The sequence below is a fragment of the Cryobacterium sp. Y82 genome, from assembly GCF_002929495.1.
GTDB classification, from domain to species: Bacteria; Actinomycetota; Actinomycetes; order Actinomycetales; family Microbacteriaceae; genus Cryobacterium; species Cryobacterium serini.
On sequence record NZ_PJJJ01000027.1, the window covers coordinates 1 to 16,692 of the forward strand.

Below are 16,692 nucleotides of genomic sequence, written 5' to 3' on the forward strand. Positions count from 1 at the left end.
CCCCGAAAATCAAATCTGACCAGCACCATTACAACCAACATCGGCATAGCCCCAAGGTCGGCATAGGACATCACCTATCTGAGGATCTGGGAGGGATGGGTCTACTGGGTGCTGCGTTGAACGGGAGACGATAGAGTCCGGCGCGGCTCCCCGCCAAATGGATGCGCCGGCGTCCCAGGTCATCGGGGTGAGAGACATACCTGCGACGGAGTCGTACCGCCACGCATTCGCGCCCTGCATCGACGCCCGGAGGAACTGCTTCGCGGAGTGCGATGATCGCGACCGCCGATCCTCCAGGTCAAAGCCGCGGGGTTTCCTTGGGGACAAGCGGCTCGGGTCGGCATTGACAGACATGATGGGGTGATCTCGGGCTGCAGCCATACATATACCTTCGCTCGAACCATCAGGGTCGGTGTCCGGTAGCATCCCGCAAGCCGAACGTTCAGTGGGACGGTTACTTAGGCTGGCATCATGCGCAATGCAGAAGTGCGCGACGCATATAGCGCTTGTACCCAGAACACACAGTTCTTCGGCGACGGCCGCGACGCCGTGGTTGTCGTGCAACAGGAGTGCCTGATCGATAGTCTGGCGACATGCCCAACAAGACACGCGGCGCCACGCGCTCACCTGCAGTCGCAGCTTGGGTCGTTCTTCTCGGCTTGTTGGTGCTTTGGATGGCGCAGCCGGTCCTGCCCGGTTGGGCCTGTTCGGCCAGTCTTCCAGCGGTGTGCCCACCACAGTTGTTACCTTTTCGTGCGTCGCTGATTAGCGCAGGTATCCTCTTCGCGCTGCTCGCGACTGTCATCGTCGGGCTGCTGCTTCGGCCCAGAGCAAACCGGTGGCTGGGCGGTATGTCCCGAAGTACCGTATTCGCCGTGCCGGTAATCCTGGCCCTGACAGTCGTCGCGCACTTTCTGATCCCGCAGCCCTGATTCGAGCCTGCTTGGCTCGGATTGCCGACGCGGCCCTCGAAACGTCGTGCGTGTAAGCCGAACCATCTGCGGGGCGAGCCGGGAGGGAGCCAGGGGACGTGCCTGGAGCGCTGACTTGCAAAACTCGAAGCGCGGTCGAGCCCCCGTAACGATCGCCTACCGTCTCCGTGTGGGGTTAGTCTTCGCCCATAGAATCTGACCATGAGTCCGAATCGACCGGCGCTGATCACGATCGCGATTGCCGTAGCAGTCGGCATGTGTGGGTGCACGACTGAGCCGTCGAAAGTAACTCCGGCAGGCGCTGCAACAACCGCATATCCTGGCGCGCCGACACCTCTGCCGAGTGGTCTGGTCGACCCTTTTGCGGGCTACGCAACAGTCGTCGACGGGCGGCTGGCGATTGTCTTGTCCGGCAGCTCGAGTTGTCCGCCGCACGCGGACTCAGCGGATCTGGCGACGATGACCTTCGGATTCTCGGTCGATACGGCAGGCCCTTGCACGGCAGATTTGGCCCCCACGACGTTCGAGTTCGACGTGCCATCAACCGAGAATCTGCCAACGTTCATCACGATAAATTTCACCTCCGGCGACACCTCCAGCTCTCAGCTGCCGGTGCTGCAGTAAGCATCGCCCACCCGCGGCCGTGCCGGCAAGCAGCCAACGCTTTATCACGGGGTGACAGCATGAAATCGTCGCGACTTACGATGCTGCCCGCTATGGCTGCAAAAGGCCACCATTTGCCGCTGCGATTCACAGCGAACTCTATTGCAGTTCCTTCCCACCTACGCCTTGTTCGTGGATTCGTAAGGGTGGATTCGCAAGGGGAAGGAGCAATGCCTTAAGACAGACGATCGAGCAGACTTGATCTGACAGTATGAGGGAATGAACCATATCCTTCTGCCGGCCGCTATCGCTGTGCTCGTCGTTGGAGCGGTCGGGAGTTGCATTGGGTGGGTTCTATCCAACTACTTTGAGTCGGTGCCTCTAATTGTGGGCAGATGGGTCCTCTCGACAGGTTTGGGGCTGCTCGCCCTCGGTGTACTGCTCTACGCCTGGCCAGTGTTCTTAGGCTTCTTCGCCCAGCCGGCATAAGCGGAGCCCGTCTCAGTCGGTCCAACTGCGAAGTTCCCATAAGCCGAACCCTCCACGGGACGCCGTCCAGTGTATAAGTCAACACACTCTGGTGCGCGTGATTCGAGGTCCCACGGAGCGAACCGACCGCTGATCAAGTCATGTCGACTGGGCTAATTCATGGACCGCGTCCAGGGGCTCACGCTTTCCAGCTGGACGTTGACGACGCTGGGGCCAGCGAGGAGAGTGCCAACAGCGGTGAAGTCCTGCTGAGGAAGGATGCTGTCGGTCGGATCGATGCCGTTGAACTGTCGTACGTTTACCCGCCCCGAGTTTAAGGACGAGAAAACTTCCGGTTGCTCAGCGCCCGCGTACAAATAGGCGTCGTAGCCGCCAGAGTCTGGCAGTGCGGGCAGCGCCGAAATCGGCGACACGGTAATGGACCAGTCACGCGCACCGGGTCCGATGCTGATCAAGCCCGCCGGGCCAACGGTAGGGTCCAAACCGTAGGCCACGCTGGCGGAATCGCCTTGATAATCCGCCATACCAGCCTCGTGATACGTGCCGTCTTCACCATAAACCTGCGCGCCGGAATGCTCATTGGCCCAGTGACCGGGTGCCCACGTGATTGTATAGAAGCCAGATTTAGCGTCGTCGGGAAAGATAACTTCATCAGCACCGCTACCGGTCACAGTGAAGGCCTCAAAGGTCCCGAATGTCTCGTCCGCCCACGCCTGAGCAGATTCTTGCGCAGTGGGTTCATCCGTCTGGGCGGGTGTTGAAGTGGCTGACGACGACAAATCGGGTGCGACGGGTTGCTGCCCTTGGCAGCCGGACAAGATAACAGCCGTTGCAGTTGCTGCGGCCAATACGAATGTCACACGTTTCATAGAATCCCCCTTGTCTTTTTCGCCTTCTCCGCTTTGAGACGACGACGTCGGCCACACCTTAGCGGCCCACTGCTTAAGTTTGAGTTAAGCACTGCCTCAGCTCGTTGGACAATTCGACAGGTGCGATCGCTAGTGCGAGGTCTCTGCGTGGCCTTGGTTCTGCTGCAGGCTCTTCAACCTGCGCAATAACCTTGGGCTGCGTTTCGGATTGGCAGAAGAGCCCGCGAGAGGAGCGCTGGAGGGGCCGCCGTTCGCTGCATAAATGAACACCCTCGATAGCGCGTGATTCGCGGTCCGTTAGATCGAACCGGCCGCCGACCAAGGCGTGTCACCCTTGCTCCTTCGGCAATCGTGTCCACGGGGGCTGACGTTTTCCAGCTGAAGGTTCACGACACTGGGACCAGCGCGAAGAATGACCCCTTGCTGCAAGTGAGTTTTGCGTCACCGCATTGTCGCCCAAGGCTAAATGCGAATCCGGCTTGCTATTGGTCGACGGCACTTTCCACCCCTTTTCGGTGCCGGCGTTGCATTTATGGTCGTTCGTGACATGTCTAAGGTGAGGGCAGCACCAATCATCACCATGAAAGGCAGGCGACCATCGATTCTCACGAGAGGTTTGTCGCGATGTATGAAGAGAGCTATTCAGACCTACTTCGATATGTCCGGCGCCGAGGGCATCCCTCTGTCGTTGAGGATGTGGTCGCTGAGACTTTCGCGATCGCGTGGAAGAAACGCCGCACGCTGCCCTCGGAGCCACGAGGATGGCTATTTCTCACCGCATCGAATGTCCTCAAGAACGCCCATCGCGGGCAGGCCCGACAACTGGGCATAGCTATTCGTTCTTATAAGCCAGATGTTGGGCCTGATCTTGATAGTGATCTCGACCTCATCGCCGCCTGGCGTGCCCTATCTCGTATCGATCAAGAGGTGCTAGCCCTCCACCTCTGGGAGGGGCTCTCCGACCTCGAAGGCGCGAGAGTCCTTCGATGTTCCCGTAGTGCATATGCAATGCGTTTGACACGGGCCAAACACCGACTCGCGAACTCGGTACGGGATTTGGGACCTAGCGAGGCCGCGGCGACTGCGTGCTTACGACTCAAGGAAGTGGCGTCATGAACAATATCGATACGCTCAACCGCTTTGCTGCTCTCGACCCTGAGCCAGCAAGCAATTTCAGCGACCATGATCGCCGGGTGAAAGCACGGCTCCTTGAGAGTATTGTTTCTGCGCCGGAGGCTCCTCACAGGCACGCCCCCATCGGTCGAGGACGGCTAGTAATGGCGGGGGGCCTGTGCGGCTTACTGATCGTTGGCCTGGCGGCGAGTGTCTCCCTTGACTCACCAGTACCGTCAACAACGTTGGCGATTGGAACCCAACCACTCTCGGCTGCCGACTTGGCTGGGTGGACTGCGATACCCGTTCCGAGTTCACCGAATTCCGCAGTTGAACAAAACTGTTCGGAAACTCTGTTAAAAAATTCGCGATCACCCGGTGGGATTGAAATCCTGAACTCAGATCTGAGGGGAGTCGTCGGTTCCGTCGTTGTGGCCAAGGGCGACGACGTCGCCTGGTGCGTCGGTACCGACAACATACCCACGTACATGCTCGTGGATTCAGCCGGTTATGAACCCACACTGCCAGACGCAGACGATATAACATTCGGTCCAAGCGGAGCGCGTCTCCCTCCACACGGTTATGGGTTTGCCCTGGGCCGGGTAGGAGACAAGGTAGAAAGCGTGATCATGCACGAAGACGGACACGACATCACCGCAACGGTCAGTAACGGATGGTGGTCAGCATGGTGGCCGAGCGAAACTGACGCAACCGCCATCGATGGCTCCTTCACCATCACAACAAAGTCCGGAGACACCAACACCTCTCGCGCGGTAGACGTGCGCGACCCCTCCGATTGAAAGCCGACACAATGCTCACCAGCACAAACAGCCCGCACTTCGGCACCGCCCGCAACGGGAACCCCGTACGGGACGAGTTTCTGAATCTCGCGTCTCCCCTCTTTTCTCATTGGGAACTCGTAGGGCGATCAGTCCAGGCCCGCAGTGGATCGACAACCGTGCAGGTGCTTGTCGCTTCCTCCACGTCGGGTCATCTCGTCAAGCCACCCTTGAGCGCAGTCCTTTTTGCGATGGGAGATTCTCGGCCGTCGTGTAAGTGACGGGCGAAAGAGCACCCCTTTGTTGCGAGAGCGTCGATATCGAGTCCGGGAAAGTAGTACTCATCAGGCTTGAAATTTCGGAAGCCGTTATCAGCTAGCGTTGAATTATGTATTCATACAATTTCTACGGCGTCGCCGCAATGGCCGGAGTGGTCGCAGCGTATATCGTCGGCTTCGTGCTTTTGGTTTTGCTTGGGCGATTGATACTCGTTGCAACCCAAGCACTCCGCGCTTATACAATGGCCAAGAATCTGCAGATGGACCTGCTACTCGAGGACACGAATGACGAAGACCTAAAGAATTAGGCTCTCTAAAGAAGAATACCGCGGTGGCCACGTTCCGTCCCGTACAAGGCGCTGGCTTACGAAACAGAATACGTAACACGCCGAGGGTCGGCAAAGTTACCGCTGTATTCCGTCGACGGGGTGACGGGGTTTGTTCCAGGTGTAGTCACCAGTCGGGTTGATGTTCTCCCAACATCCCTTTCAGTTCATGGGGACTGGCCCACGAGTTGCGCCCGTGCCGTGAGCGGAACGCTCAGCGGGATACCCTGCCGATTCTGGTTGGGAACCCTCACCCGGCAAAAGATGTACCAGATGGGTCCACGATCGCCGATACGAACTGCGGCGTTCCTGGTCCTGCGGTCAACTCACCACGAGACATTCGACCCCGGGGAGGTCGTCGAAGCGTGCATTGCGGTCGGTAGTGAGGATGATGCGCTTGGTCGCCACTGCGGTTGCAGCAATGATGAGGTCATGAGCGCCGCGCTTCGTCCCGCGTGCGTGGACGTGGGCAAGAAGGCGCCCATGGGCTTCGGCGGTTGCCAGGTCATAGGGTTCGACGGGCAGCGTTTCGAGAACATTTACCAGAAACTCGGCGCGTGCGCCCCGATGCTGATCGCTGGCAAGCTCGATACCGGTACGCAACTCGGCGATCGTGACTGCGGCAATCACCAGGTCATCGTCCGCGAAAACAACGTCGGCGAGGGGTCTGGTGCCTCGTTCGGACGCGATGAGCACGCCTGTGTCGACGATTAGTCGGCGGGCCATGCTGGTCCCTCGAGAATGACGGCATCGCGTGCCGCGAGAACATCGGCTGCGAATTCTTCATCGGCTCCGTGTGACGACAGGAGGGCGAGGAACTCGGCGCCATTGCTGGCGTTGACGGGGCCGATAGTCGCGATTCGGCGGCCGCCCCGCGTGATTACGACGGTTTCGCCGCGTTCGGCCTCGTCGAGGAGCGAAGCGAACGAGCGACTTGCCTCGGTTGCGGTCACTGTGTGCATAGCATCAGATTATCTGATTTGGCAATTTGACTCAAGGTCACCAACGCGCCACCCGTCGACGTGCCCGGTGGTGATTCATCCGTCACAGGGCGAACCCTCTACGGGACGCACGGGAGTGCCGTCAACGCTTGCCGGCGTTCAGGCCGTTCTCCGTAGTGCAGGTCGCGATCTCCCGACGGATTATCGAACAAGGCACAGGCGCGAGACGTGTAACACTTCTTAGCCGGTCGGACATTATTAGTTATGACCTCCTTCGACGCAGACGCGAACGACGCACAGTTGTGGTCGCACGTACGCGCGGGGGACGGTCAATCGTTCGGATTGCTCTTCGACCGGCACCGCGACAGGGTTTTCAGATACAGTCTGCGGCTGGTTCGATCACACGTTGACGCCGAGGATGTGACCGCGATGGTATTCCTCGAAGCGTGGCGGCGACAATCACGAGTTCGACTCGTCAACGGCTCGATTCTTGCTTGGCTACTCGCAACGGCCACCAACGTTGCACGCAACCGCCTCCGGTCCGCAGTGCGATACCAACGAATGCTCAACAAAATTCCTCGACCGGAACCTGCCCCCGACCACAGCAATCGCGTTCTGGACGGGCTCGCGGCGGAGCCAGCACACAGGACAGTCCAAGAAGCCTTTCGCGGATTAAATCGCCGCGATCAAGAAATTCTCTCGCTCTGTGTCCTTGAAGAGCTCTCAGCGCCAGACGTTGGTGAGCTTCTCGGCATCGCTCCCGGTGCCGTCCGAGCACGCCTCATGCGCGCTAAACGGCGCCTCATACACACCCTCGACCTTGAATCTTTGAAAGAGCCCTTAGGAGAGACACGATGAATACCGACGACGAAAACCTTCCAGTTTTCGATGAGTCGCGGAGTGCCGCGTTTCGAGTAGTTCTCGTAGACGTTGCAGACATCGGAACAGAACAGAATCGTCAATTCCGAGTTGCGCAACGGGCATGGACCATCGTGCCGGCTTCCCTTTTGATACTCGGCCTAAGCGCTGGCACTTTTTTTGCGGTCCAGAACGTGACCGATAAGAACTCAGTGGCGTGCTTTGCTCGTGCCGAACTGGACTGGCGCGGGTCTTTCCCCGGAACGACCGCGGTGTCGCTCGTGGGCACGCTTGATGGTACGGATGGAGGGTCGGCACCCATTGCGGACGCTATTGGATTTTGTTCCGACCTCTGGGCACAGCACTCACTCGACGCAAGCTACCCGAACGGAACTCCACCCGGACCCGGATATAACGATCGCACCTTTTCCCACCCCGTACCCAGCCCCTTAACGGAGTGCGTGATGAAGAACGGAACAGCGGCCGTCATTCCAGGTGACTCGGACGTGTGCAGCGAACTAGGTCTCGCCTCAAAATCTCAATAGTTTGCTTGGCATCAGGGCATCCGTGACGGAATCTTGATTCTCGTGAATTTTCCTAGGATTCACAACCAGTCAATCTACGGCTCGTGGCCCAGCCCCACATGAGGAACCGCCTACGGGACGGCGTTGCAGTGTGCGCGGAAGCTCCGGCGCGCTGCCAGTGCGAGTCGTCTATTCGTAGCGGATCGCGGCCAAATCGGTGTTCTTTCCGAGCCGGCTGACGGCGGCAGCGACCGCGGTAAGGGCGAGCACTGCGCTGGCTGTGAGTGCTCCGATGTAGCGCGCGTCGGGCCAGCCGACCGAGCGGCCACCGCCGGTGAGCCCGACGAGAATGAGCTCGGCCACGAGAAAACCGAGTCCGATCGACAGTGCCATCACGGCCAGCAACGGGGCGGCCGCTTCCAGAGTGATGATGCGGCGGAGTCCTGCCAGGTTCATGCCGTGAAGCCGGAGCAGCGCAAGCATGCGTCGGCGGTCGATCATGGCCGATATGGTGGCGATGGCGAGCGAGAGGCCGGCAATGAGCGTGGCAACGCCGATACCCAGGTAGGCGAGGGTGGCGAAACTTGCAGCCATCGATTGCAACCGATCGTCGGCGTGATCCGTTCGGGTACCCGCAGGCAGCCATCCAGTACCGGCGATTGCACCCGTCTGCAAGGCGGTCCTCGCCCGTTCAATCGCGGCCGTTGATCCGTCGGTGCCGATCAGTACGATGCTCGGCGTTAGCGCGGCCACGTCGGTCGTCTCCGCAGAAGGAGTAAAGACTGCCGTAGCTCCGCTCAGGGCATCGCTGTTGATGGAGACGACAGCCGCAGGAGGAACAGGCCCGAGGCTGAGGTCGTTCGCGGAATCCGCCAACATCAGGAGCTGGCTCGTGTCGAAGCCGTTTCCTGAATCAATCGTGAAGATCGTGGTCACGTGAGTGACGCCCGAGATCGCGGCAAGGCGTGCGCGGACCTCTTCCGTGGGAGCAAAATCGACCGCGTCGAGCGTTGGATCCAGATATTGAATGAGGGTACTGATCGGAAGTCGCCCGGGCCCGTCGCCGGGTGCTGCGCCTACGTCGGCAGTGGTCGCGGCGGCCGCGAAGACGCTGACCATGAAAACGGCAACCACGAGGCCACTCACAGAGCGAAAGGTGGCCACGGGCGTGCGGCGGATGCGGTTGCCCGCGATGACTCCGGCCGCCGTCCTGCTGCGCCGAGCCATGATGCGGCCCGCGAACAGGGTGAGGTAGGGGCCAGCCATGAGCAGCCCGACGGTGGTGGTGGTGAAACCGATAATGATCAAAGTTCCCAGATGAGGAACGGGCAGTTCTGCGAGCGTCGCCACGGTAATGGCTGTAAGTATCCCTAGTCCGCCGGCAAGGGGCAGTAGACGAAGCGGCGAGGGCGTCTTCTCTTGCCGCTGCTTGGTTTGCCCGAGCGGTCCGATGTCCGCACGGCGGATGCGCCAGCCCGCGGTAACTGCAGATGTCGCGACGGTCAAAGCCACCACCACGGCCGCGGTGAACGGGGTCACGGCGAGGTCTGAGGGGAAGAACACTTCGTCGTCGACGGAGACGAGCGCGGCAACCGGCCTCAGCAACGCGGCCAGCACAACGCCGATCAGTGCCCCTACGAGACTCGTGGCCGCCGTCTCCAGCGTGGCGATGGCGGCAACCGTTCGTGGGGTGGCGCCGATTAGACGGAGGGTGGCGAAGCGCTCGCGCCGAGCTGAAGCGCCGAGCCCGGTCACGATGCTCACGAGCAGCAGCACCGGGAACAGCACCGCAATGGCACCGACGATTGCCACGGTTTGATAATTCGTGCTGGGGCGGTATGCGACGTCCGTGAAGCTGGTGACGATTTGTGCTGCGGATCGCTCGATGAGGGCGCTCGCATCCGCGCCGACAACGACCACGAGCGAGTCCGGGCTTGCCAGGACAGAGTCGCTTATGCTCCCCGCCAGGGTGCCGAAGCGGTCGCCGAGCTCGTCGGCGGGAAGCTGCGCAATGCGGTCGATGAGGGCGGGCGATGCGTAGTACTGCCCGGGCTGCGGCAGGTGGGCTATTCCCGGAATTGTGACGCTCGATGTTATCGGGGCGGCGAGATCCAGACGCACGATCCGGGCTCCATCGTGCCGGTCGGTCGTGGGGGCCAGCAGCACGCGGTCCTCACCCAGCGACGCCATGTCAGCCGTTACCGCGCCCGCACGAGTGTCGCCGCCGACCACGTACTCTCCGGAGGCGTTCATCCAGCTGGACCGTTCATCGCGGGCGTCCAAGCCTTGGTACGCGCCCCCAAGCAGCAGGGCCAACGTCACGCCAACGGCGACTCCGGCAGTGATGCCCAGCAGCCGCCCCCAGGCGCCACGGCTACCGATCACAGCCAAACGCACCACGCTGGCATTCATTGGATGCCGACCCGGTCAGCTGCAGCCAGCTGACCGTCACGCACAATGATCTCGCGGTCGGCGTAGGCCGCTGTGCGCGGGTCGTGGGTGATCATGACGAGCGTGGTTCCCGCTTCCCGTACAAGTTCGAGCATGGCCGTCAGTACGTTCTCGGCAGCGAGGGAATCCAGAGAGCCCGTGGGCTCATCCGCAAAGAGTACCGAGGGCTGTGTGACGAGCGCTCGGGCGATAGCTACACGTTGTGCCTCACCGCCGGAAAGCTCCCCTGGCAATTGATCGGCGGCGCCGGCCAGGCCGAGGCGACCAAGCGCCTCATGTGCTGCCGTCAACGCCTGCCGGCGTTTCATGCCTGCTAGCAGCAAGGGGATGGTGATGTTGTCGACCGCGGTGAGGTCGGGCAGCAACTGACCGAACTGAAAAACGAAGCCGAACTCCGTTAGGCGCAGGGCCGACCGGCGAGCCTCGGTCAGGGCTGTGACGAGGATGCCACCGACAGATACGGTGCCGCTGTCGGGAAGCACCACACCAGCAAGGCAATGCAGCAGGGTCGACTTGCCGGAACCCGAAGGTCCCATCACCGCGACGACTTCTCCACGCTGGATGTCCAAATCGATGCCGCGAAGGGCATCCGTCGCTCCGAACGACTTGCGCAGGCCCCGGGCCTGAATGAGGGCGGTCATGGCAGTTTGATCTCGTTTCGCAGTTGGGTAAGGCGGGCGGCGGTCAGATCGATCCAGCGCAGATCGGCCTCGATATGAAAGAGCGCGTGGTCACACAACAGCACGCGCATAAGGTCTGCCCCTTGCTTTTCGCGCGTCAGTTCCCGCATTCGAGCGAGATGCTCCGTGCGCTGCACGTCAAGCAGCCGGTCTGCGTTGTCGTCGACGAGCAGGGCGATGATGGTCTTGGCGAAGAGGTTGCTTTGCAGAGTGTCCGAGGGGATGTCGGGAGTGAACATCCATTGCGAGACACGGGTCCGGCCGACTTCTGTGACCTCGTACTTCTTGCGATCCGGGCCCCCACCGGCCTCGTCGGCCAGCGCAAGAATCTGCCCGTCACGGGTCATGCGTGCCAGGCTCGCATAGACCTGACCGAACGCGAGCGGCTTCCGCACGCCAAAGAAACGATCGTAGGTGTGCTTGAGATCGTAGCCATAGCTGGGCTCGACACTGAGCAGCCCAAGCAGAGTAAGAGAATTGTCCACAACCGCAACTATACACTCGGTGCATAGATGCTCGACACCCGGGCGAGATGACCGAACAGTGTCCTGACAAAGTATGAGGACCTCTGCCGCACCAAGCTCACGGCATAACAGCACAGGGCCTTCGTAATAGGGGTCAGCTCACCAAACGGAATAAGTACCACGCTAAAAGTTCCCCGGCCCGCGCATGGGGCGGAGTTTTCCGGCTTTGGGTTGGCGGGGGTTGTTTCAGGTGTAGTCGCCGGTGAGGTTAATGTGGTCCCAGCCGAGCGGTGAGAGGTGATCGAGCAGTGGATCGTCAGTGGGGTGAACGAGACGCCCACAGGTGTTCGGCCACCTTGATGTACTCCTCTAAATTGTCCGAATAGGTGTCTGCCATCATCATCGTTGGGGCGTCGCCGATCTTCCGATGGATCGGGAGAGTATGCGAGCACGTATCCGCGGCTTCCAGCTTGTCGAGAATGATCAGGCAAACGCCGCGCTTTTCCGACCGGGCAGCAAAGTAGCTGACGCCGGCGTCAACCCAGAGCAGTCGGGTGCTGGTTTGGTCGATGGTCGTGATGACGTTGGGTGACGCGCCGGTCGGCAATATATCGACCTCGGACTGTGGATCCGAAAAGACGGCGAGTGTGTTCGGATTCGCGCACGATGTGAGAGCGAATGCCACGACAGCGCATCCGATATAGGTAGCGATCCTTCGTTGGCGTAGCTTCATACTTCCGAGCGTAGCGCCACAACAGATAGGGCTGGCGAGGCAGTCATTGAGCGAACCTCTTGCGGTACGAAACAACTTCCGGTTCTCCTAGCGTGGCGGCTCCGGCGTGGGGCGGCGCGCAGGGGAAACCTCTCTCCAACAGATATCGTCATCGGGCTGACCTCGACTACTCGATAGGGTGCAGAGATGGTATTGCATCCGATCAGAACCGTCCCGCACGTCATTGCTGAGCTGCCATCTCTCCAAGGCGGATCGATGACCGTGGGTGAATACATGCCTCGTGGGCACGTTTCCTATGCGCGTGTCATGAACCCCATGCGCGACGACAACGGTCGCCCCCTTGCCTGGCGTACCTTTGCTGCGGAGCAGTCTGAGGTGGACGCAATGTCGAAGTGGGCCGACCTTCTCGACGACAAGCCGGACGTAGATGTCAGAGTCGGGACCATCGAACCCGCCGTGGCAGCAACGCTCGCCCGCCTTCTCCGCGACCACACCGCCACACCCACCGAGTGTTTCTTCCTTGTCTGGGAAGGATACGCCGACATGCGCGCGGACCTGCGAAAGGCAGCAAGCATCATGCTCATGCCAGAGCGTCGCATGCATGTTCTCGCCGGCGACCTCGCCGACGGCGCGGAACCCTTCGAGGAGACGACCGGCGGAAGAAGTGCCCAGTGGTGGATACCCGCGGATGGTGTCTGGGCCGTCGGGAACGACCTCTACGGCGCGAGCGTTTATGTCTCAGGCACCGAAGAGCTGATCAGCGCTATTCTCGCCGCCGACGACATCGAGGCATACCGTGCCTCGGCATCGATGCAGATCGTCGCCGAGGAGTGGGCCTCCTAAGTCTCCTGCGATCCCCTGGCTCTAGGTAGGTTCCCGGTAGGGAACGCTCTACATCGCGGCGGTACTGACTTCAGGCAGCGCCGGGGTGTGCTGGGCGCTGCTCGCGATGAACCTTGGCTATGCCGCACCGACCGGTCCGGCCTTCCTCGGTTCGCTGGCGCTTGCGCCGGTGTATGCCCTGCTCCCGTTGGTCGTTGTCGGCATCCACGCACGGCACCGATCGAGCATCGACCAAGACATAGTGGAGGACCTCACATAGACCGTCACTCCTGATGCGCGGGTCCCGCGACTTCGACCGTAAACCGGACGACCAACGCGACTTCTCAGCGCTGACGTTAGACAGGCGAGGACCGAAGTCATCTGTGTCGCAGGGGAACCCTCTACGGGCGGTGCACGGACCCAACCACGAAACTCTGGAAGAAGTCGCCGTCGTTATAGTCGCGATGAACTGCGTGGGCTAGATTGGCTCGATGGTGTCAAATTTGTCGATTCTGCCCTTTTTAATCTATGTGCCGTTGATTGCACTCCTAGTCATCGGCATCTGGGTGGGAATCCTCGGTATCCGCGCGCTAAACAAATACCTGCGCACATCGACCACGGAACCGGAACAGCCCCACTGATTGGTCACCACAATCAGTCCGGTAGGGAAACCCTTAACGGGACGGTTTGGGTCTAATTCTTCAGAGGGATTCGTGCCAGGTTCGTCGAGTGGCGAGCCGGGCGGTCAGAAAGAGAGCAACGCCCAGGACTCCGAGGATCGCGGCGATCGTGATTCCCCAGTCCCACACGCTGGTCTGGGTATGTACTAGGAGGAGTTCATGCTCGCTTGTGAAATAGGAGCATTGGACGCCAATGGGGAAGAACGACAATGCGCCGTCCGTAGTCCAGCCTGCTGAGGGCAGAGGCAGACTGCCTAGCTCGGGGTTCTGATCGCAGGATTCTCCGATACCCGCATGTGAGATGACCGCGAACTGAAGCCCCGCCAGGGCGATGAGGGCCATCGACGGAATGCCGAGGATCCAGGACCGCGCGGTCACGGCGAGGAGCACTGGAAAAGCCGGTCTTTGCAGTTGCATTTCGTGTACCCCCTCTTTCACAGAGTATGTGCTGCCAGACACCGGGGTAAGCGTTTGAAGAAATCATCAGCCTGACAGAGTCAGTGCCCGTAGCCGAACCGCAAACGCACCAGTAGGACTAGTTAGTCGGGCGATGCGAAGAAGCTTGATGCCCATAGGTAAACAAAGCCGATCAGGGTGAGAAAAGCTCCGCCTGCAAGAATCAGCCACTCAATATTTGTCGTGTAGTCCGTGCCATCAACGGAGTCAATAAAAAATGCGCGATCCATGATCTGGTAGAAAACCACCCCGACCACCAACACACCGGCCCCGGCCACACCCCATCCAGCGATGCTGTGGCCTGTTCGCCTCCGCGCCATCAGAGTCGACTACTCGGGTCAACGTGCACGCCGCCAGCGTTCGGGTTCCCGGGTGTTTCCGGGCGGTGGCTGGAGATAGATGGCAGCTTCACCCGAGGTATGACGGCCCTATTCCGCAACAGTGATCCTGACAGCCGGTCCGGATCGGCTGGCAAAGCATGAAGGGGTGGATTTTGCGGTGCCGGGCGGACGGGTGTCAGCGACGGTTGAAAGTTAGTCCAGAATCGACGGTTGAAAACTAGGCCACCCAAGCACGATAGATGGGTGATCACAGTGGAAGATTGGGCTTTGGTTCGTCGCCTTCACTTGAGCGAGGGCGTATCGCAACGCGAGATAGCGCGGCAGCTCGGCATAGCGCGCGACACGGTCGCCAGAGCGATCGTGTCCGATAAACCGCCGAAATATGACCGGCCCGACCGGCCCTCGGGGATGCGAGATCTGGAGCCGCGATTGCGGCACCTGCTCGCCGAGTATCCCAAGATGCCCGCGACAGTAATAGCGGAACGGTTGAAATGGACCGGGTCGATTACCTGGCTTCGCGAGACGGTTGCCCGACTGCGGCCGGAGTATGCGCCCGCCGATCCCGCCGACCGGCTGCAGTATCGCGCCGGGGACCAAACGCAGTGTGATCTGTGGTTCCCGCCGGTGAAGATTCCCCTCGGTGCTGACCAGTTCGGCTCCCCGCCGGTGCTGGTGATGGTGGCCGGGTTCTCCCGCACCATCTGCGCCGTGATGTTGCCTTCTCGGACAACACCGGATCTGTTAGCGGGAATGTGGCATCTGCTCCTCACCCAGCTACTCGCGGTCCCGCGACGGCTGATCTGGGACAACGAGGCAGGTATCGGCCGCGGTAACCATTTCGCTGCGGGAGTCAGCGCCTTCGTGGGAATGCTGGCCACCAAGATCGTGCAGCTGAAACCCTTCGATCCCGAATCGAAAGGCATCGTGGAGCGAGCCAATCAGTATCTGGAAACATCCTTCCTACCCGGACGCACCTTCGTCTCTTCGGCTGACTTCAACGAGCAATTGGCCCACTGGTTGTCGTCGAAGGCCAACCATCGAACCGTGCGCAGCCTCGGGTGCAAACCAGTTGATCTGATCACACAAGATCGCGCCGCGATGCTCCCGCTTCCGCCGGTGGCTCCGGTGGTGGGATTTTTCTCGAGGGTGAGGCTGCCGCGAGACTATTACGTCCGCGTCGCCGGCAACGACTACTCCGTCGATCCGACCGGCATCGGCCGGATGGTCGACGTGTCCGCCGACCTCGCCCAGGTCATCGTGAAGCTCGACGACAAGATCGTGGCCTGTCACCAGCGGGTCTGGTCCACCGCGCAGACCATCACCGACCCCGCTCATGTCACCCAAGCAGCGCGACTGCGGCACGCATTCCAACACCCTGCAGCTGCCACCACGACCGAGTCGGACATGCACCGCGATTTAGCTGACTACGACACCGCGTTCGGTGTCGACTTCGACACCACGATCCCGAACGTGAGCGACGAGGAGGTCGCGTGATGGGAAACCAGACCAGCAGCGAGATCGAATACTTGGCTCGCGCGTTAAAAGCACCACGCATTCGCGACTCGGCGATCCGACTGGCCGATCAAGCCAGAGAAGCGTCGTGGTCCCATGAAGAATATCTCGCCGCGGTTCTTTCCCGGGAGGTCTCGGCGCGGGAAGCGTCGGGGGCCGAGATCCGCATCCGTGCAGCCGGGTTTCCGGCCCGCAAGTCCCTCGAAGACTTCAGCTTCGATCACCAACCTTCACTGCGCCGTGACACGATTGCGCACCTGGCCACCGGAGCGTTCTTGGCCGAAGCGAAGAACGTGGTGCTGCTTGGACCGCCAGGAACAGGGAAAACGCATCTCGCGATCGGATTAGGCATCAAGGCCGCCCATGCCGGCCACCGGGTGTTATTTGCTACTGCCGTCGATTGGGTCGCCCGGCTGCAAACAGCCCACCAACAGGGCCGACTCGCCCTAGAACTCGTCAAGCTCCGCCGTTACGGCCTCATCGTCGTCGACGAGGTCGGCTACATTCCGTTCGAGCAGGACGCCGCGAACTTGTTTTTTCAACTCGTCTCCAGTCGCTACGAACACGCATCACTGATCCTGACCAGCAATCTCGCGTTCGCCCGCTGGGGTGACGTATTCGGAGACCAAATCGTGGCCGCAGCCATGATCGACCGCATCGTCCACCACGCCGACGTCCTCACCCTGAAAGGCGCCAGCTATCGACTCCAGAACACCGGAATCGAAACCCTGCCTTCAGTCCGAGCCCAGAACGCGGCACAATAATGAGACAGCAGTGGCCTAGTTTTGCACCGTCGTATTTGGCCTACTTCTTCACCGTCGCTGACAACGGGGTCTTCGGT

Annotated in this window: 21 protein-coding genes; 12 read left to right on the forward strand and 9 right to left on the reverse strand. The window is 60.6% G+C overall.

All coding sequences use genetic code 11. The annotated features are described in order from the left end of the window. Positions 1-593: 593 nt before the first annotated feature. From CXY70_RS04715 to CXY70_RS04720, 3 genes are all read left to right on the forward strand, one after another. On the forward strand, positions 594-932 hold the full coding sequence (locus CXY70_RS04715) for a hypothetical protein (RefSeq protein WP_104191238.1): 339 nt from the start codon (positions 594-596) through the stop codon (positions 930-932). Positions 933-1,133: 201 nt separating this feature from the next. Next, positions 1,134-1,556 (forward strand): hypothetical protein, encoded by a 423-nt coding sequence (locus CXY70_RS17495; protein ID WP_146066054.1) that lies wholly within the window; start codon positions 1,134-1,136, stop codon positions 1,554-1,556. 258 nt (positions 1,557-1,814) lie between these two features. After that, positions 1,815-2,024 carry a hypothetical protein gene (locus CXY70_RS04720; RefSeq protein WP_104191239.1) on the forward strand — a complete coding sequence of 70 codons (210 nt, stop codon included), beginning with the start codon at positions 1,815-1,817 and terminating at the stop codon, positions 2,022-2,024. Positions 2,025-2,176: 152 nt separating this feature from the next. On the opposite strand, the gene CXY70_RS04725 is transcribed toward CXY70_RS04720, so the two are convergent. Beyond that, positions 2,177-2,893, reverse strand: a complete 717-nt coding sequence (locus tag CXY70_RS04725; protein WP_104191240.1) for a hypothetical protein — start codon at positions 2,891-2,893, stop codon at positions 2,177-2,179. Between the two features lie 624 nt (positions 2,894-3,517). Between CXY70_RS04725 and CXY70_RS18615 the strand changes: the two genes are divergently transcribed. The 3 genes from CXY70_RS18615 (at position 3,518) to CXY70_RS04735 (ending at position 5,371) form a co-directional block, all read left to right on the forward strand. Further along, positions 3,518-4,009 carry an RNA polymerase sigma factor gene (locus CXY70_RS18615; RefSeq protein ID WP_104191241.1) on the forward strand — a complete coding sequence of 164 codons (492 nt, stop codon included), beginning with the start codon at positions 3,518-3,520 and terminating at the stop codon, positions 4,007-4,009. Between the two features lie 428 nt (positions 4,010-4,437). After that, entirely contained in the window at positions 4,438-4,806 is a 369-nt protein-coding gene (locus CXY70_RS17500; protein ID WP_146066055.1) for a hypothetical protein, read from the forward strand. 367 nt (positions 4,807-5,173) lie between these two features. After that, positions 5,174-5,371, forward strand: a complete 198-nt coding sequence (locus CXY70_RS04735) for a hypothetical protein (RefSeq protein WP_104191242.1) — start codon at positions 5,174-5,176, stop codon at positions 5,369-5,371. Positions 5,372-5,710: 339 nt separating this feature from the next. Here CXY70_RS04735 and CXY70_RS04740 read toward each other — a convergent pair whose 3' ends face one another. Both CXY70_RS04740 and CXY70_RS04745 read right to left on the reverse strand, forming a co-directional pair. Continuing rightward, complete coding sequence (locus CXY70_RS04740) at positions 5,711-6,115, reverse strand: PIN domain-containing protein (protein WP_104191243.1); 405 nt, start codon at positions 6,113-6,115, stop codon at positions 5,711-5,713. Then, the gene (locus CXY70_RS04745) at positions 6,100-6,351 is read right to left on the reverse strand and encodes a type II toxin-antitoxin system Phd/YefM family antitoxin (RefSeq protein ID WP_035880177.1); all 252 of its coding nucleotides are present in this window, start codon (positions 6,349-6,351) and stop codon (positions 6,100-6,102) included. Before CXY70_RS04745 ends, CXY70_RS04740 begins: the two co-directional genes overlap by 16 nt. Positions 6,352-6,594: 243 nt before the next feature. Between CXY70_RS04745 and CXY70_RS04750 the strand changes: the two genes are divergently transcribed. Continuing rightward, positions 6,595-7,188 carry an RNA polymerase sigma factor gene (locus CXY70_RS04750; protein ID WP_104191244.1) on the forward strand — a complete coding sequence of 198 codons (594 nt, stop codon included), beginning with the start codon at positions 6,595-6,597 and terminating at the stop codon, positions 7,186-7,188. A 713-nt stretch (positions 7,189-7,901) separates the two neighbouring features. On the opposite strand, the gene CXY70_RS04760 is transcribed toward CXY70_RS04750, so the two are convergent. From CXY70_RS04760 to CXY70_RS04775, 4 genes are all read right to left on the reverse strand, one after another. Continuing rightward, positions 7,902-10,112 carry an FtsX-like permease family protein gene (locus CXY70_RS04760; RefSeq protein ID WP_158250909.1) on the reverse strand — a complete coding sequence of 737 codons (2,211 nt, stop codon included), beginning with the start codon at positions 10,110-10,112 and terminating at the stop codon, positions 7,902-7,904. A gap of 8 nt (positions 10,113-10,120) precedes the next feature. Further along, positions 10,121-10,804 (reverse strand): ABC transporter ATP-binding protein, encoded by a 684-nt coding sequence (locus CXY70_RS04765; RefSeq protein ID WP_104191247.1) that lies wholly within the window; start codon positions 10,802-10,804, stop codon positions 10,121-10,123. Beyond that, the gene (locus CXY70_RS04770) at positions 10,801-11,328 is read right to left on the reverse strand and encodes a PadR family transcriptional regulator (RefSeq protein ID WP_104191248.1); all 528 of its coding nucleotides are present in this window, start codon (positions 11,326-11,328) and stop codon (positions 10,801-10,803) included. The genes CXY70_RS04765 and CXY70_RS04770 overlap by 4 nt, the downstream gene beginning before the upstream one ends. 295 nt (positions 11,329-11,623) lie before the next feature. Continuing rightward, positions 11,624-11,992: a hypothetical protein gene (locus CXY70_RS04775; RefSeq protein WP_104191249.1), complete on the reverse strand. Its 369-nt coding sequence runs from the start codon at positions 11,990-11,992 to the stop codon at positions 11,624-11,626. A gap of 303 nt (positions 11,993-12,295) precedes the next feature. Between CXY70_RS04775 and CXY70_RS04780 the strand changes: the two genes are divergently transcribed. From CXY70_RS04780 to CXY70_RS17750, 3 genes are all read left to right on the forward strand, one after another. Further along, complete coding sequence (locus CXY70_RS04780) at positions 12,296-12,883, forward strand: hypothetical protein (protein ID WP_146066056.1); 588 nt, start codon at positions 12,296-12,298, stop codon at positions 12,881-12,883. A 106-nt stretch (positions 12,884-12,989) separates the two neighbouring features. Then, a complete protein-coding gene (locus tag CXY70_RS17745; RefSeq protein ID WP_158250910.1) occupies positions 12,990-13,142 on the forward strand; it encodes a hypothetical protein in 153 nt (50 codons plus the stop codon). Positions 13,143-13,353: 211 nt separating this feature from the next. Next, positions 13,354-13,503: a hypothetical protein gene (locus tag CXY70_RS17750; RefSeq protein ID WP_158250911.1), complete on the forward strand. Its 150-nt coding sequence runs from the start codon at positions 13,354-13,356 to the stop codon at positions 13,501-13,503. 60 nt (positions 13,504-13,563) lie between these two features. On the opposite strand, the gene CXY70_RS04785 is transcribed toward CXY70_RS17750, so the two are convergent. Beyond that, on the reverse strand, positions 13,564-13,959 hold the full coding sequence (locus CXY70_RS04785) for a hypothetical protein (RefSeq protein WP_104191251.1): 396 nt from the start codon (positions 13,957-13,959) through the stop codon (positions 13,564-13,566). Positions 13,960-14,081: 122 nt separating this feature from the next. Beyond that, the gene (locus CXY70_RS04790; protein ID WP_104191252.1) at positions 14,082-14,276 is read right to left on the reverse strand and encodes a hypothetical protein; all 195 of its coding nucleotides are present in this window, start codon (positions 14,274-14,276) and stop codon (positions 14,082-14,084) included. Between the two features lie 306 nt (positions 14,277-14,582). Between CXY70_RS04790 and istA the strand changes: the two genes are divergently transcribed. Beyond that, positions 14,583-15,833, forward strand: a complete 1,251-nt coding sequence (istA, locus tag CXY70_RS04795) for an IS21 family transposase (protein ID WP_146066057.1) — start codon at positions 14,583-14,585, stop codon at positions 15,831-15,833. Beyond that, entirely contained in the window at positions 15,833-16,615 is a 783-nt protein-coding gene (gene istB, locus CXY70_RS04800; RefSeq protein ID WP_104191253.1) for an IS21-like element helper ATPase IstB, read from the forward strand. The genes istA and istB overlap by 1 nt, the downstream gene beginning before the upstream one ends. Positions 16,616-16,692 lie beyond the last annotated feature (77 nt).

Bases quoted from the DNA above. Each gene is read 5' to 3' on its own strand.
- CXY70_RS04715 (WP_104191238.1), top strand. From the start codon at position 594: ATGCCCAACAAGACACGCGGCGCCACGCGCTCACCTGCAGTCGCAGCT.
- CXY70_RS17495 (WP_146066054.1), top strand. From the start codon at position 1,134: ATGAGTCCGAATCGACCGGCGCTGATCACGATCGCGATTGCCGTAGCA.
- CXY70_RS04720 (WP_104191239.1), top strand. From the start codon at position 1,815: ATGAACCATATCCTTCTGCCGGCCGCTATCGCTGTGCTCGTCGTTGGA.
- CXY70_RS04725 (WP_104191240.1), bottom strand. From the start codon at position 2,893: ATGAAACGTGTGACATTCGTATTGGCCGCAGCAACTGCAACGGCTGTT.
- CXY70_RS18615 (WP_104191241.1), top strand. From the start codon at position 3,518: ATGTATGAAGAGAGCTATTCAGACCTACTTCGATATGTCCGGCGCCGA.
- CXY70_RS04735 (WP_104191242.1), top strand. From the start codon at position 5,174: ATGTATTCATACAATTTCTACGGCGTCGCCGCAATGGCCGGAGTGGTC.
- CXY70_RS04740 (WP_104191243.1), bottom strand. From the start codon at position 6,115: ATGGCCCGCCGACTAATCGTCGACACAGGCGTGCTCATCGCGTCCGAA.
- CXY70_RS04745 (WP_035880177.1), bottom strand. From the start codon at position 6,351: ATGCACACAGTGACCGCAACCGAGGCAAGTCGCTCGTTCGCTTCGCTC.
- CXY70_RS04750 (WP_104191244.1), top strand. From the start codon at position 6,595: ATGACCTCCTTCGACGCAGACGCGAACGACGCACAGTTGTGGTCGCAC.
- CXY70_RS04765 (WP_104191247.1), bottom strand. From the start codon at position 10,804: ATGACCGCCCTCATTCAGGCCCGGGGCCTGCGCAAGTCGTTCGGAGCG.
- CXY70_RS04780 (WP_146066056.1), top strand. From the start codon at position 12,296: ATGACCGTGGGTGAATACATGCCTCGTGGGCACGTTTCCTATGCGCGT.
- CXY70_RS17745 (WP_158250910.1), top strand. From the start codon at position 12,990: ATGAACCTTGGCTATGCCGCACCGACCGGTCCGGCCTTCCTCGGTTCG.
- CXY70_RS17750 (WP_158250911.1), top strand. From the start codon at position 13,354: ATGGTGTCAAATTTGTCGATTCTGCCCTTTTTAATCTATGTGCCGTTG.
- CXY70_RS04785 (WP_104191251.1), bottom strand. From the start codon at position 13,959: ATGCAACTGCAAAGACCGGCTTTTCCAGTGCTCCTCGCCGTGACCGCG.
- istB (WP_104191253.1), top strand. From the start codon at position 15,833: ATGGGAAACCAGACCAGCAGCGAGATCGAATACTTGGCTCGCGCGTTA.